This window comes from Sphingomonas adhaesiva (assembly GCF_002374855.1).
Taxonomy (GTDB): Bacteria; Pseudomonadota; Alphaproteobacteria; order Sphingomonadales; family Sphingomonadaceae; genus Sphingomonas; species Sphingomonas adhaesiva.
Map to the genome: position 1 here is coordinate 183,927 of NZ_NWVC01000007.1, position 11,190 is coordinate 195,116.

The window sequence follows — 11,190 nt, forward strand, 5'->3', positions numbered from 1 at the left end:
AGCGCGGCCGATGTGGCGGTCGCGTGCGCGGGGTCGCGGGAACCTGCGCGCGGCGCCGGTGATTGAGCGCGCGAGCGAGGAGGTTGGCATAATGCGACTGGTGATGATCGGGCTGGGCCGGATGGGCGGCAACATGGCGCGCCGGCTGTTGCAGGCGGGGCATGAGATCGTCGCCTATGACCGCGACGAGGGCGCGGTGGCGAAGCTGGCGGAGGCCGGCGCGATCGCAGCGACGTCGCTGGAGGATGCGCGCGGCAAGGCCGGCAGCCCGGCGATCTGGTGGGTGATGCTGCCGCATGGCGAGATCACCGACACGACCATCACCGCGATCGCGGAGCATGGCGCGGCGGGCGATATCGTGATCGACGGCGGCAACAGTTTCTACAAGGACGACATTCGCCATGCCCGCGCGCTGGCGGACAAGGATATGCATTTCGTCGACGTCGGCACCTCGGGCGGCGTGTGGGGGCTGGAGCGCGGCTATTGCATGATGATCGGCGGCCCGGACGAGGTGGTGCGCCGGCTGGACCCGATCTTCGCCGCGCTGGCGCCGGGGGCGGGCACGATCCCGCGCACCGCGGGGCGCGACGGCAATGACACGGTCGATCCGCGTGCGGAGAAAGGCTATATCCACGCCGGCCCGGCCGGCGCGGGACATTTCGTGAAGATGGTTCACAACGGCATCGAATACGGGCTGATGCAGGCCTATGCCGAGGGGTTCGACGTGCTGAAGGGCAAGGCATCGGATCATCTGCCCGAAGGCGAGCGGTACGACCTGAACCTGGCCGACATCGCCGAGGTATGGCGGCGCGGCAGCGTGATCTCGTCCTGGCTGCTCGACCTCAGCGCGCAGGCGCTGGCGAAGGACGCGCATCTGGACGGGTTCAGCGGCAATGTCGCCGATTCGGGCGAGGGCCAGTGGACGATCGAGGCGGCGATGGAGGAGGCGGTGCCGGTCAACGTGCTGACCACCGCGCTGTTTGCGCGCTACCGCAGCCGCGTCGAGCATACGTTCGGCGAGAAGGTGCTGTCGGCGATGCGCTTCGGCTTCGGCGGGCATGTCGAGATGCCGCAATAATGGCGATCCGCCTGCTGGTGTCGGATGTCGACGGCACGTTGGTCGACAAGGACAAGACGCTGACGCCCGCCACCGTCGACGCGGTGGCGCGGATGCGCGCGGCGGGGATCGGCTTTTCGCTCATCAGTGCGCGGCCGATGTCGGGGCTGCGCCCGCTGCTCGAAACTTTGTCGCTGGACGATGACGTCGCGGCGTTCAACGGGGGGATCGTGTTCCGCCGCGACGGCACGATCGTGCGCCACGTCACCATCCCCGCCGACGCCGCGCGCGAGGCGATGATTCTGGCGCGTGACAGCGACGTGGCGACCTGGGTGTTCACTGGCGACCGCTGGTATGCCGATGATCCCGACGGGCCGCATACCGGCAGCGAGCGGGGCGCGTCGGCGCAAGAGCCAGAAGCGACCGACGATCTCGACGCGCTGCTGGACCGCGCCGACAAGATCACCTTCGTCAGCGACGATGCCGATGCGCTCCACGCGCTGTATGCGCGCGTCCACACCGCGATCGGCGACCGCGCGACCGTGGCGCAGAGCCAGACCTATTACCTGGACGTCACCGCCAAGCAGGCGAACAAGGGCGACGGCATCGCCGCGCTGGCCGACGCGGTGGGGGTGGCGCTGTCCGATACCGCCGCGATCGGCGATCAGGCCAACGACCTGCCGATGCTGGCACGCGCCGGGCTGTCGATCGCGATGGGCAATGCGCCCGATGCGGTGAAGGCCGCCGCGGCCGAGGTGACCCGCCCCAATACCGAGGATGGCGTCGCGCACGCCATCGACACCCTCATCCTTCCCCGGAGACAGTGAATGAAGAAACTCGTCGCCTTCGACCTCGACGGCACGCTGGCGCTCAGCAAGCAGGCGCTCAAGGACGACATGGCCGAGACGCTGGCCGACCTGCTGGGCGTCGCCGACGTGGCGGTGATTTCCGGCGGGGACTGGCCGCAGTTCGACAAGCAGGTGGCCAGCCGGCTGCCGGCGCGTGCCGATCTGTCGCGGCTGTGGCTGATGCCGACCACCGGCACGAAGCTTTACACGCACCAGGACGGCGCGTGGACGGCGGTCTATGCCGAGCTGTTCGACGAGGCGGAGAAGAAGAAGATCATCGACGCCTTCGGTGAGGCGCTGGACGCGACCGGCTTCACCCCCGAGAAGACCTGGGGCGAGCGGATCGAGGATCGCGGCAGCCAGATCACCTTCTCCGCGCTGGGGCAGGAAGCCCCGCTGGAGGCCAAGGAGCATTGGGACCCCGATTTCGCCAAGCGCAAGGTGATCCAGGCGGACCTGCGCCAGCGGCTGCCGGGGCTGGCGATCAACATGGGCGGCGCGACGTCGATCGACATCACGCGCGAGGGTGTCGACAAGGGCTACGGCCTGCGCAAGCTGGCGGAGGCGAGCGGCTTCGCGCTGGACGAGATGCTGTTCCTGGGCGACGCGATCTTCCCGGGCGGCAACGATTATCCGGCGAAGGAAGCCGGCGTCGATACCGTGAAGGTGCGCGATCCGCAGGAAACGATCAGCGTCGTCACCGCGATCGTCGCCTGCCAGAAATGATCGCGGCCAGCGGGGGGAACGCGCGGTGATCGACGCGCCAGGGCTGTGGGCGAAGTTCATCTGGTGGATTGGCGACGGCACCGGCCTGCCCGATACGGTGCTGCACATCCATGCCGGGATGGCGGTGCTCATCGTCGCGCGGATTGTCACCGGGCGGTCGCTGGGAACATTGGTGCCGCTGTCCGTCGTCGCGGCGGCGGAGGCGGCGAACGAGGTCCTCGACCGGCTGCATTATCACAGCTGGCGCTGGCCCGACACGATCAGCGACGTGATCCACACGATGTTCTGGCCGACTGTCATCTGCCTGGCGGTGCGGCTGCGCCCGATGGGGCGGCGCGACCTGCGCGGGCGGCGGTGACCGCCGGCGCGCGCGTCAGCCGATCGCGGCGCGCGCGCGGGCGGCCAGATGGTGGACCGCGGCGTCGTGGATGCCGGGCGCGCTGACCAGCACGCCATAGGCGCGCGGATCGGCCTTGTTGAACATCAGCGGCGCGCCCAGCGCATCGCTGACCCGCGCGCCCGCCTCGCTGGCGATCAGCACCGCCGCCGCGATATCCCATTCGTTGCCCCAGCGCAGCGTCGCGACCAGATCGGCGCGATCGGCGGCGACCATCGCGATGCGCAGCGCGATCGAATTGGGCTTTTCCACCGCCACCAGTTCGCGATCCGCCTTGGGCAGCGCGTCGACGGGCACGCGCGATCCGGGGAAGACCGCGCGGGTGCCGGCGTGCACCGCCGCCCCGGCCAGCGTCGCGCCGCGCCCGGCGGCGGCGCGCCACACCTCCCCGCGGGCGGGCGCGTCGAGCACCGCGATCACCGGATGGCCATGGTCGATCAGCGCGACCGAGATGCACCAGCCGGCGCGCCCGCGGATATAGTCGCGCGTGCCGTCGATCGGATCGACCACCCAGACGCGTCCGCAGGCCAGCCGGTCGGGGTGGTCGGCGGTCTCCTCCGACAGCCAGCCGGCATCGGGCAGCAGCGCCGACAGCCGCGCGTGGAGGAAGCGGTCGACGTCCAGATCGACCTGGCACACCGGGCTGCCGGGTGATTTTTCCCAGCGCGCGAAATCGGTGTGCCAGCGGGCGAACGCCATCTGCGCCGCTTCGCGTGCGACCTGCGCGACCGCATCGGCAAGGCCGGGGTGGTCATCCACCGGCGACGGTCATCCCCTCGACCCGCAGCGTCGGCACGTTGACGCCGTGGCGGAACTCCAGGTCGTTGGCGGGGGTGAGCGCGGCGAACATCGCGGTCAAATTACCGGCGATCGTGAATTCCGCCACCGGGCGCGTGATGGCGCCATTTTCGATCAGGAAACCCGCCGCGCCGCGGCTGTAATCGCCGGTGACCGGGTTGACGCCCTGACCGATCAATTCGGTGACATAGACGCCGCTGGCGATATCCGACAGCAACGTGGCGACCGGCACCTTGCCCGGTTCCATGTAGAGGTTGCTGGTCGACACCCCCGGCGCGCCGGCGATGCCGCGCGCGGCATGGCCGGTCGGCTCCAGCCCCAGTTGCCGGGCGGAGGCCGAATCGAGCAGCCAGCTTTCCAGCATCCCGTCCTCGACCAGCGCGATCGGGGACACCGGCAGACCCTCGCCATCGAACGGGCGCGAGCGCAGGCCGTGCGGGCGATGCGGATCGTCGCGGATCGTCACGCCCGGCGCGAACACCCGCGTCCCCAGCGCGTCGAGCAGGAAGCTGGTGCGCCGTGCGATCGCCTGACCGGAGATCGCCGAGGTGAGATGCCCGATCAGGCTGGCGCCGACGCGCGGATCGAACACCACCGGCATCGTCCCGCTGGCGACGCGCGCCGGCCCGAGCCGGGCGACCGCGCGCTCCCCCGCCAGCCGGCCGATCGCATCGGGGGCGTCGAGATGCGCGCGGTGGCGGGCGGAATGGAAGCCATAGTCGCGCTGCATCGCGCCGCCCTCGCCCGCGATGACGCTGGCGGACAGGCCGTAGCCGGTGGTGGCATAGGCGCCGGCAAAGCCGTGGCTGGTCGCCAGCGCCCAGACGCTGGACGAGGCCGATGCGCCGGCCCCCTCGCTATTGGTGACGCCGGGGACGGCGCGCGCGGCATCCTCGGCCGCCTGCGCCGCCTCGCGCAGGTCCGCGGCGGTGACGTCGCCGCGATCGGCCAGGTCCAGCGCGGGCGGCGCACCGTGCATCAGCCGCTCGGCGGGGGCGAGGCCGGCGAAGCGGTCCTCCGGCGCCTCGCGCGCCATCGCCACCGCGCGGTCGACCAGCGCGGCGAGCGTGTCGGCGGACAGTTCGGAGGTGGAGACGCTGGCGGAACGGTGCCCGACGAACACGCGCAGCCCCAGGTCCTCGCTCTCCGACCGGCCGACATCCTCCAGCGTGCCGAGCCGCACCGATACCTCGGTCGAGGCATGCGCGGCGAAGACCGCATCGGCGGCGTCCGCCCCGGCGGCGACGGCACGGCGGACGAGGTCGGCGGCGCGATCCTGCGCCTGTTCGGGAGTGAGCATGGCAGGGACTTAGGGGGTGGGCGCCGCCGTTGCTAGAGCGTCGTCCCCACCGCGGCGCACGCCAGGAACATCAGCAGCCCGGTAAAGCGGTTGGCGCGGAAGCGGTGGAGCGCGCCGTCGCCATCGTCCGGCACCAGCGTGGCGACCTGCCACGCCAGATGCAGCGCGGCGGGCAGCAGCGCGGCGAGTGCGAGCGGATCGGCGCGCACCTGCCAGAAGGCGGCGCCCCACAGCGCGACCGCGATCGCGTAGCACAGCCCCACGCCGGCGCGGACATGCGCGCCCATCGCCAGCGCAGACGAGCCGATGCCGACCAGCGCATCGTCCTCGCGATCCTGCAGCGCGTAGATCGTATCGTAGCCGATCACCCAGAAGATGCATCCGGCGTAGAGCGTCAGCCCGGCCGGCGACAGCGACCCCCACACGTCCGCCCAGCCGACCAGCGCCGCCCAGGAGAAGACAAGGCCCAGCCACGCCTGCGGCCACCAGGTGATCCGCTTCATGAACGGATAGGCGGCGACCGGCGCGATGCTGGCCAGCGCGACGATCGCGGCGGTCCAGTGCAGCTGGAACAGCACGACCAGCCCGATCGCGCACAGGCACGCCAGCCACGCCCATGCCAGCGTCACCGACACCGCGCCGCTGGCGAGCGGGCGGTGGCGGGTGCGCGCGACGCTGGCGTCCAGATCGCGGTCGACGATGTCGTTGTAGACGCATCCGGCGCCGCGCATGGCGATGCTGCCGACGAGGAACCAGAGCAGCAGATCCCAGCGCGCAGGAATGCCACCGGCCAGCGCGATCGCCCAGGCACCCGGCCAGAACAGCAGCCACCAGCCGATCGGCCGGTCGAGCCGCGCCAGCATCGCCAGCGCGCGTGCGCGGGGCGGCAGCGCGGCGACCAGCCCGCGATGCTGGCTGTCGGGGACGATATCGAGGGGCGCAGTCATCGGTCCGGCGATAGCGCAAGCGGTACGCCGCGTCGCCCCCCGTGCCTTATCTTGGCCCGGTTGCGCGCCTACATCCCGGATATGTCGATGCTTCTTTCCCTCCTGATGCTGGCGGCAGCGCCGGCGACCGATCCGCTGGCGGGCGTGTGGCGCAACGCCGGCGACAGCGTGCGCATCCGCGTGGCCCCGTGCCGCGACGCGCCGGGCATGTGCGGGACGGTGATCTCCGCCAGCCCCAAGGCGCGCGACGATGCCGCGCGCGGCGGGACCGACCGGCTGGTCGGCACGCGCCTGTTCGAAGGGTTCGAGCGGGACGAGGACGGCAGCTGGGCGGGCAGCGTGTTCGTCCCCGACATCGGCACGCGCGTCGACGGCACGCTGCGGCTGGAGGGGCGCGGGACGCTGGTGGCGCAGGGGTGCCTGTTCGCCGGCTTCGGCTGCCGCGAGCAGCGGTGGACGCGCGTGAGCGCGCGTTGATGCCGACGATCGCGCCGCGGTGATCCACCTGTCGGTCGCGATCGGCCGTTTCTTCGAGGCGTTGTTCTACGCGATCCTGAAGGTGGCGGGCGTCGCGGCGGCGGCGGTGCTGGGGATTGCGCTGGCGGGCGCGATCCTGTTCTGGGTGGCGCGGATGTTGATCGTGCGGGGACGATAGGGATGGGTGCGCAACCGGCCTGGCCGCCGCGGTCGACGCCGCGGCTGTTCGTGGACACGCCGCTGGCGGCGGGGCCGCTGCGGCTGGACGGCGCGGCGGCGCATTATCTGGTCGCGGTGATGCGCATCAAGCCGGGCGATCCGGTGAAGCTGTTCGACGATGCGACCGGCGAATGGCTGGCCGTCGCCGCCGCCGTCGGCAAGCGCGACGTGACGCTGGACGTGACCGGGCGGCTGCGGCAGCGGGAGGCGGTGCCAGACCTGTGGCTGGTCGCCGCGCCGCTGAAGAAGGGGCGGGTCGACTGGATGGCGGAAAAGGCGTGCGAACTGGGCGTCGCGCGGCTGGTGCCGGTGGTGACGCGGCGCACCGTGGTCGACCGCCCCAATACCGATCGGCTGCGCACGCAGATGATCGAGGCGGCCGAGCAATGCGGGCGCACCGCCTTGCCGGAGGTCGTCGAGGCGGTGAAGCTGCCCGCACTGCTGCGCGACTGGCCGGCGGAACGCGCGCTGTTCTTCGCCGACGAGATGGGCGGGGTGGCGGCGGCCGAGGCGATGCGCGCGCATCCCGGCCCGGCGGCGATCCTGATCGGGCCGGAGGGCGGGTTCGACGATGACGAGCGCGCCGCGATCCGCGCTTGCCCGGCAGCGACCGGCATCACGCTCGGCCCGCGCATCCTGCGCGCGGAAACCGCGGCGGCGGCGGCGGTGGCGGTGTGGATGGCGGTGTGCGGCGACTGGCGAAGCAGCGCTTCACCTGGCGCAAGCAGCGCCCTCTAGCGCGGACGTTCATCGCGCAGTAAGGCGCCGCCATGACGACGAAGACCGTTTCGGACAGCAACGCAGCGGTCATCGAATCGCGCGACCAACTCATCGCCCATTTCGCCGGCGGCGAAAAGCCGGCGGACCGCTGGCGGATCGGCACCGAGCACGAGAAATTCGTCTATTCCACCACCGATCACCATGCTCCGTCCTGGGGCGAGCCGGGGGGGATCCGTGCGCTGCTGCTGGAGCTGGTCCAGCACGGCTGGACCCCGGTGGAAGAGGGCGGCAACATCATCGCGCTGACCGGTGCGGACGGATCGGTCAGCCTGGAGCCGGCCGGGCAGTTCGAGCTGTCGGGCGCGCCGCTCGACAACCTGCACCAGACCTGCGCCGAAACCGGCCGCCACCTGCAACAGGTGAAGGCGGCGGGCGAGAAGCTGGGCATCGGCTTCCTGGGGCTGGGGATGTGGCCCGACAAGGCACGCGACGCGCTGCCGATCATGCCCAAGGGCCGCTATGCCATCATGCTGCGCCACATGCCGCGCGTCGGCACGATGGGCCTGGACATGATGCTGCGCACCTGCACGATCCAGGTGAACCTGGATTATGCCAGCGAAGCCGACATGGCGAAGAAATTCCGCGTCGGGCTGGCGCTTCAGCCGCTGGCGACCGCGCTGTTCGCCAATTCGCCGTTCACGGAGGGCAGGCCGAACGGTTTCCTCAGCTATCGCAGCCACATCTGGTCGGATACCGACCCGGCGCGGACGGGGATGCTGCCGTTCGTGTTCGAGGATGGCTTCGGCTACGAACGCTATGCCGACTATATGCTCGATGTGCCGATGTACTTCGTCTACCGCGAGGGGCGGTACATCGACGCCGCGGGGCTGTCGTTCCGCGATTTCCTGAAGGGCGAGCTGTCGGTTCTGCCGGGCGAGAAGCCGACGATGGACGACTGGAACGACCATCTGTCCACCGCCTTCCCCGAAGTACGGCTGAAGACGTTCCTGGAAATGCGCGGCGCCGATGGCGGGCCGTGGGGGCGGATCTGCGCGCTGCCGGCGCTGTGGGTCGGGCTGCTCTACGATCAGGGCGCGCTGGATGCCGCATGGGATGTGGTGAAGGACTGGACGCTCGACGAGCGGCAGGCGCTGCGCGATGCGGTGCCGAAACTGGGCCTGGACGCGCCGATCGCGGGCGGGCGGCGGCTGCGCGACGTGGCGGGGCAGGTGCTCGACATCGCGCACGCCGGGCTTGCGGCGCGCGCGCGCACCAATGCGGCGGGCGACGACGAAACCGGCTTCCTGGCGCCGCTGCACGAGATCGTGCGCAGCGGGAAGGTGCCGGCGCAGGCGCTGCTGGACCGGTATAATGGCGCCTGGGACGGCGACGTGTCGCGCGTCTATGGCGAGGAAAGCTTCTAGGCTTCCCCGCGCCCGCGCGCCCAGCGCAGGAAGCGCGGGACGGCGCCGTGCCGCTCGATCCATTCGTCATAGGCCTGATAGGCCGGATCGGCGCGCAAATGGCGCTCCTCGGTCCGGGCGCGCCAGTAATAGACGCCGCTGACCGCGCCCAGCAGCAGCGTGGCGCGTGCGGCATCCACCAGGCTGCCGGTCGACAGCATGGGGATGGTCGACAGCCACCAGAACAGGTTCTTCGCCAGATAGGCCGGGTGCCGCGACCAGGCATAGGGACCGTGGGTCAGGATGCCGCGGTTGGTGAGGTTCGAGAAGCGCAGCCCGAACGCCACCGTCGCCCAGGCATAGATGGCGGTCAGCGCCACCAGCAATGCGCCGGTCACCCCCAGCAGCAGCGGATGCCCCTGCATCCAGTGGGTCCAGTCGGCGGTGCCGGGGCGATAGTCGAACGGGCCACCGTCGCTCATCATGATGAATGGCGGGTAGCAGATCAGTGCCGCGCTCCACGCCGCCATATAGGGGTTGGCGGAGCGGATATGCGCGTCGAGCGGCCGCATCGTCAGCGCATAGCCGACGGTCGCGAAGGCGACGTCGACCACGAACATGAAGGTGATCAGCCAGTTGGCGAGCGCGACCGGATCGGTCAGCAGCGCGGCCCGGTCCTGCCGGATGAAATCGCCGAAATTGCCCGGCACGATGGCCAGCATGAACGCGAAGAACAGCGCCTTCACCGCCCAGGCGCGCAGATGGCCGACGATCGCCTCGCGATTCGCATCGCCATGGCCGAGCAGCCATGCGCCCATGTGCCAGGCGCCGTCACGCGGCGCCACCAGATAGCGGTCGAGCCACAGGACATAGGGGATCGAGGCGACCAGCACGACCGGGGTGGCGCGTTCCAGGCACCACATCGCGAACAGGAAGTTGCCCTCCCAGTAGAAGCGCCCGGTGGCGTAGATCAGCGCGATCCCGGCCCAGGTCGCCCACAGCCCGGTCAGCTTGACGATGCTGACGTCCAGCGTGTCGCGCAGCGGGCGGGCGTTCGACCAGTCGATCCCGGTCGAGGGGCGGCGATGCACCTTGTCGACCAGCAGCGACCACAGCACCATCGGCACCCCGCACGCCACCACGTTGAGCAGCGCGGCATACGGCCCGTCCATCCCGAAATGCAGCGCCGCCGCGGTCCACGCGATCAGCCCCGCCAGCCCCGCCAGCCCCACCCCATGCGACACGGCGGACACCGGCCGCGAACGGGCGCGCGGGGCGGCAGCAGGAAGCGCGGCGTCGTGGTACATCGCCGCCGACGCTTAGCGGCGAAGGGTTAACGTTCGCTGGTGGGGTGGTTGAGGGGGCCGGCGGCTGTCGACGGAATTGGTTCGTCAAACCTCCATCAAGCCCGCGTGATTCCCGAAAAGGATAGTATTTCGGGGCGGGCTGGGATCGCAGTCGACCCGTATAACCTCCGCTTCGGAATGCGCCGCGAATTAGCCATGCGCAGACAACAGTACGATAGATGCTGTCCTCTCCAGTGCTGAGGAAAGGATCGAAACATGCGCCTAGACAAGCTTGCTTACCGGGATAAGCCTGTGCAGATCCGCGGTTTGCCGACGCTGTATGGTGGCGAGGGCTACTGGATGACGGCCCTGCCGATGCCGCTTACTTCTACGCTTCAGCACTCGCCCGGCGCGCTGCCTCACCCGGGTCGCGGTTATCCCGATTTCGCTGAACCGGGGGAGGTGCCAGTCAGCTTCGAGAATGATGATGGCACGGGTGATATGCCAAGTTTGCCCATGATCGCGGCTGCCGCGTGGCTGATCGGCAACGATGCGGTGGTGGAGCAGACAATCATTACGGCCATGCTGTCGTCGCTGGGAAAGATCGCCGCCATTCAGGATGGCATCCATGGGATGACCGACGAACTGGTCGACAAAACATGGGACGAAGCGCAGTTGCGCTAGAGGTGTCGCCTTCTCCACATCGTCCTGCAGGATGTGGCCGGAGAACCGCCCTATTTCGGCGTGGAATTCGCCTGCACTTGGGACACCGAGCACGGCTACGGCCTGATGTTTCACGGCACGGACGTCGTGGAATGGGGCGGTGGAGACGTACCGAACTCTACGTGGATAGCCCTGCGACACGCCGAGGGCCGCAGTTGAGACTAGGCGGCGTGGACAAATTTGAGCCAGTATCTGGTGGTGGCGAGGTGGACCATGCCGAGGAAGCTGCTGGCGAGTTGATCGTAGCGTGTGGCGATGGCGCGGTTGATCTTGAGGTGACCGAACATGC

General features: G+C 69.9%; 14 protein-coding genes. 10 read left to right on the forward strand and 4 right to left on the reverse strand.

Going from position 1 to position 11,190, the window contains the following annotated elements; translation table 11 throughout:
* The first annotated feature begins 91 nt into the window (after window positions 1-91).
* From gnd to COA07_RS14240, 4 genes are read left to right on the forward strand one after another with little or no spacing between them, the layout of a single operon-like run.
* On the forward strand, window positions 92-1,078 hold the full coding sequence (gene gnd, locus COA07_RS14225) for a phosphogluconate dehydrogenase (NAD(+)-dependent, decarboxylating) (protein ID WP_066711680.1): 987 nt from the start codon (window positions 92-94) through the stop codon (window positions 1,076-1,078).
* Window positions 1,078-1,884, forward strand: a complete 807-nt coding sequence (locus tag COA07_RS14230) for a Cof-type HAD-IIB family hydrolase (protein ID WP_066711674.1) — start codon at window positions 1,078-1,080, stop codon at window positions 1,882-1,884. Before gnd ends, COA07_RS14230 begins: the two co-directional genes overlap by 1 nt.
* On the forward strand, window positions 1,885-2,631 hold the full coding sequence (locus COA07_RS14235; protein WP_066711673.1) for an HAD-IIB family hydrolase: 747 nt from the start codon (window positions 1,885-1,887) through the stop codon (window positions 2,629-2,631).
* 25 nt (window positions 2,632-2,656) lie between these two features.
* Window positions 2,657-2,989: a hypothetical protein gene (locus COA07_RS14240; RefSeq protein WP_245842168.1), complete on the forward strand. Its 333-nt coding sequence runs from the start codon at window positions 2,657-2,659 to the stop codon at window positions 2,987-2,989.
* Between the two features lie 15 nt (window positions 2,990-3,004).
* On the opposite strand, the gene COA07_RS14245 is transcribed toward COA07_RS14240, so the two are convergent.
* Genes COA07_RS14245 through ubiA form a run of 3 tightly spaced genes read right to left on the reverse strand, consistent with a single transcriptional unit; the run spans window position 3,005 to window position 6,073 of the window.
* Window positions 3,005-3,787 (reverse strand): 3'(2'),5'-bisphosphate nucleotidase CysQ, encoded by a 783-nt coding sequence (locus tag COA07_RS14245; protein WP_255266846.1) that lies wholly within the window; start codon window positions 3,785-3,787, stop codon window positions 3,005-3,007.
* Window positions 3,780-5,126 (reverse strand): TldD/PmbA family protein, encoded by a 1,347-nt coding sequence (locus tag COA07_RS14250; RefSeq protein ID WP_096641248.1) that lies wholly within the window; start codon window positions 5,124-5,126, stop codon window positions 3,780-3,782. The genes COA07_RS14245 and COA07_RS14250 overlap by 8 nt, the downstream gene beginning before the upstream one ends.
* 32 nt (window positions 5,127-5,158) lie before the next feature.
* Window positions 5,159-6,073 (reverse strand): 4-hydroxybenzoate octaprenyltransferase, encoded by a 915-nt coding sequence (gene ubiA, locus COA07_RS14255; RefSeq protein WP_066712900.1) that lies wholly within the window; start codon window positions 6,071-6,073, stop codon window positions 5,159-5,161.
* Between the two features lie 87 nt (window positions 6,074-6,160).
* On the opposite strand from ubiA, the gene COA07_RS14260 reads away from it, so the two are divergent.
* From COA07_RS14260 to COA07_RS14270, 4 genes are read left to right on the forward strand one after another with little or no spacing between them, the layout of a single operon-like run.
* Entirely contained in the window at window positions 6,161-6,550 is a 390-nt protein-coding gene (locus COA07_RS14260; RefSeq protein WP_245842169.1) for a DUF2147 domain-containing protein, read from the forward strand.
* A 19-nt stretch (window positions 6,551-6,569) separates the two neighbouring features.
* The gene (locus COA07_RS18355; protein WP_169803583.1) at window positions 6,570-6,728 is read left to right on the forward strand and encodes a hypothetical protein; all 159 of its coding nucleotides are present in this window, start codon (window positions 6,570-6,572) and stop codon (window positions 6,726-6,728) included.
* 2 nt (window positions 6,729-6,730) lie between these two features.
* Window positions 6,731-7,507 (forward strand): 16S rRNA (uracil(1498)-N(3))-methyltransferase, encoded by a 777-nt coding sequence (locus tag COA07_RS14265; RefSeq protein WP_066712899.1) that lies wholly within the window; start codon window positions 6,731-6,733, stop codon window positions 7,505-7,507.
* Window positions 7,508-7,539: 32 nt separating this feature from the next.
* Window positions 7,540-8,913 carry a glutamate--cysteine ligase gene (locus COA07_RS14270; RefSeq protein ID WP_096641250.1) on the forward strand — a complete coding sequence of 458 codons (1,374 nt, stop codon included), beginning with the start codon at window positions 7,540-7,542 and terminating at the stop codon, window positions 8,911-8,913.
* Here COA07_RS14270 and COA07_RS14275 read toward each other — a convergent pair.
* Window positions 8,910-10,199, reverse strand: a complete 1,290-nt coding sequence (locus COA07_RS14275; protein ID WP_066713580.1) for a methyltransferase family protein — start codon at window positions 10,197-10,199, stop codon at window positions 8,910-8,912. The two genes, COA07_RS14270 and COA07_RS14275, sit on opposite strands and share 4 nt — an antisense overlap.
* 255 nt (window positions 10,200-10,454) lie before the next feature.
* On the opposite strand from COA07_RS14275, the gene COA07_RS18005 reads away from it, so the two are divergent.
* On the forward strand, window positions 10,455-10,862 hold the full coding sequence (locus COA07_RS18005) for a hypothetical protein (protein ID WP_141396543.1): 408 nt from the start codon (window positions 10,455-10,457) through the stop codon (window positions 10,860-10,862).
* Between the two features lie 24 nt (window positions 10,863-10,886).
* Entirely contained in the window at window positions 10,887-11,060 is a 174-nt protein-coding gene (locus COA07_RS18820; protein ID WP_425442608.1) for a DUF6985 domain-containing protein, read from the forward strand.
* Window positions 11,061-11,190: the final 130 nt, after the last annotated feature.

Coding starts and splice junctions, on each gene's coding strand:
- gnd (WP_066711680.1), top strand. CDS start 92: ATGCGACTGGTGATGATCGGGCTGGGCCGGATGGGCGGCAACATGGCG.
- COA07_RS14230 (WP_066711674.1), top strand. CDS start 1,078: ATGGCGATCCGCCTGCTGGTGTCGGATGTCGACGGCACGTTGGTCGAC.
- COA07_RS14235 (WP_066711673.1), top strand. CDS start 1,885: ATGAAGAAACTCGTCGCCTTCGACCTCGACGGCACGCTGGCGCTCAGC.
- COA07_RS14250 (WP_096641248.1), bottom strand. CDS start 5,126: ATGCTCACTCCCGAACAGGCGCAGGATCGCGCCGCCGACCTCGTCCGC.
- ubiA (WP_066712900.1), bottom strand. CDS start 6,073: ATGACTGCGCCCCTCGATATCGTCCCCGACAGCCAGCATCGCGGGCTG.
- COA07_RS14260 (WP_245842169.1), top strand. CDS start 6,161: ATGCTTCTTTCCCTCCTGATGCTGGCGGCAGCGCCGGCGACCGATCCG.
- COA07_RS14265 (WP_066712899.1), top strand. CDS start 6,731: ATGGGTGCGCAACCGGCCTGGCCGCCGCGGTCGACGCCGCGGCTGTTC.
- COA07_RS14270 (WP_096641250.1), top strand. CDS start 7,540: ATGACGACGAAGACCGTTTCGGACAGCAACGCAGCGGTCATCGAATCG.
- COA07_RS14275 (WP_066713580.1), bottom strand. CDS start 10,199: ATGTACCACGACGCCGCGCTTCCTGCTGCCGCCCCGCGCGCCCGTTCG.
- COA07_RS18005 (WP_141396543.1), top strand. CDS start 10,455: ATGCGCCTAGACAAGCTTGCTTACCGGGATAAGCCTGTGCAGATCCGC.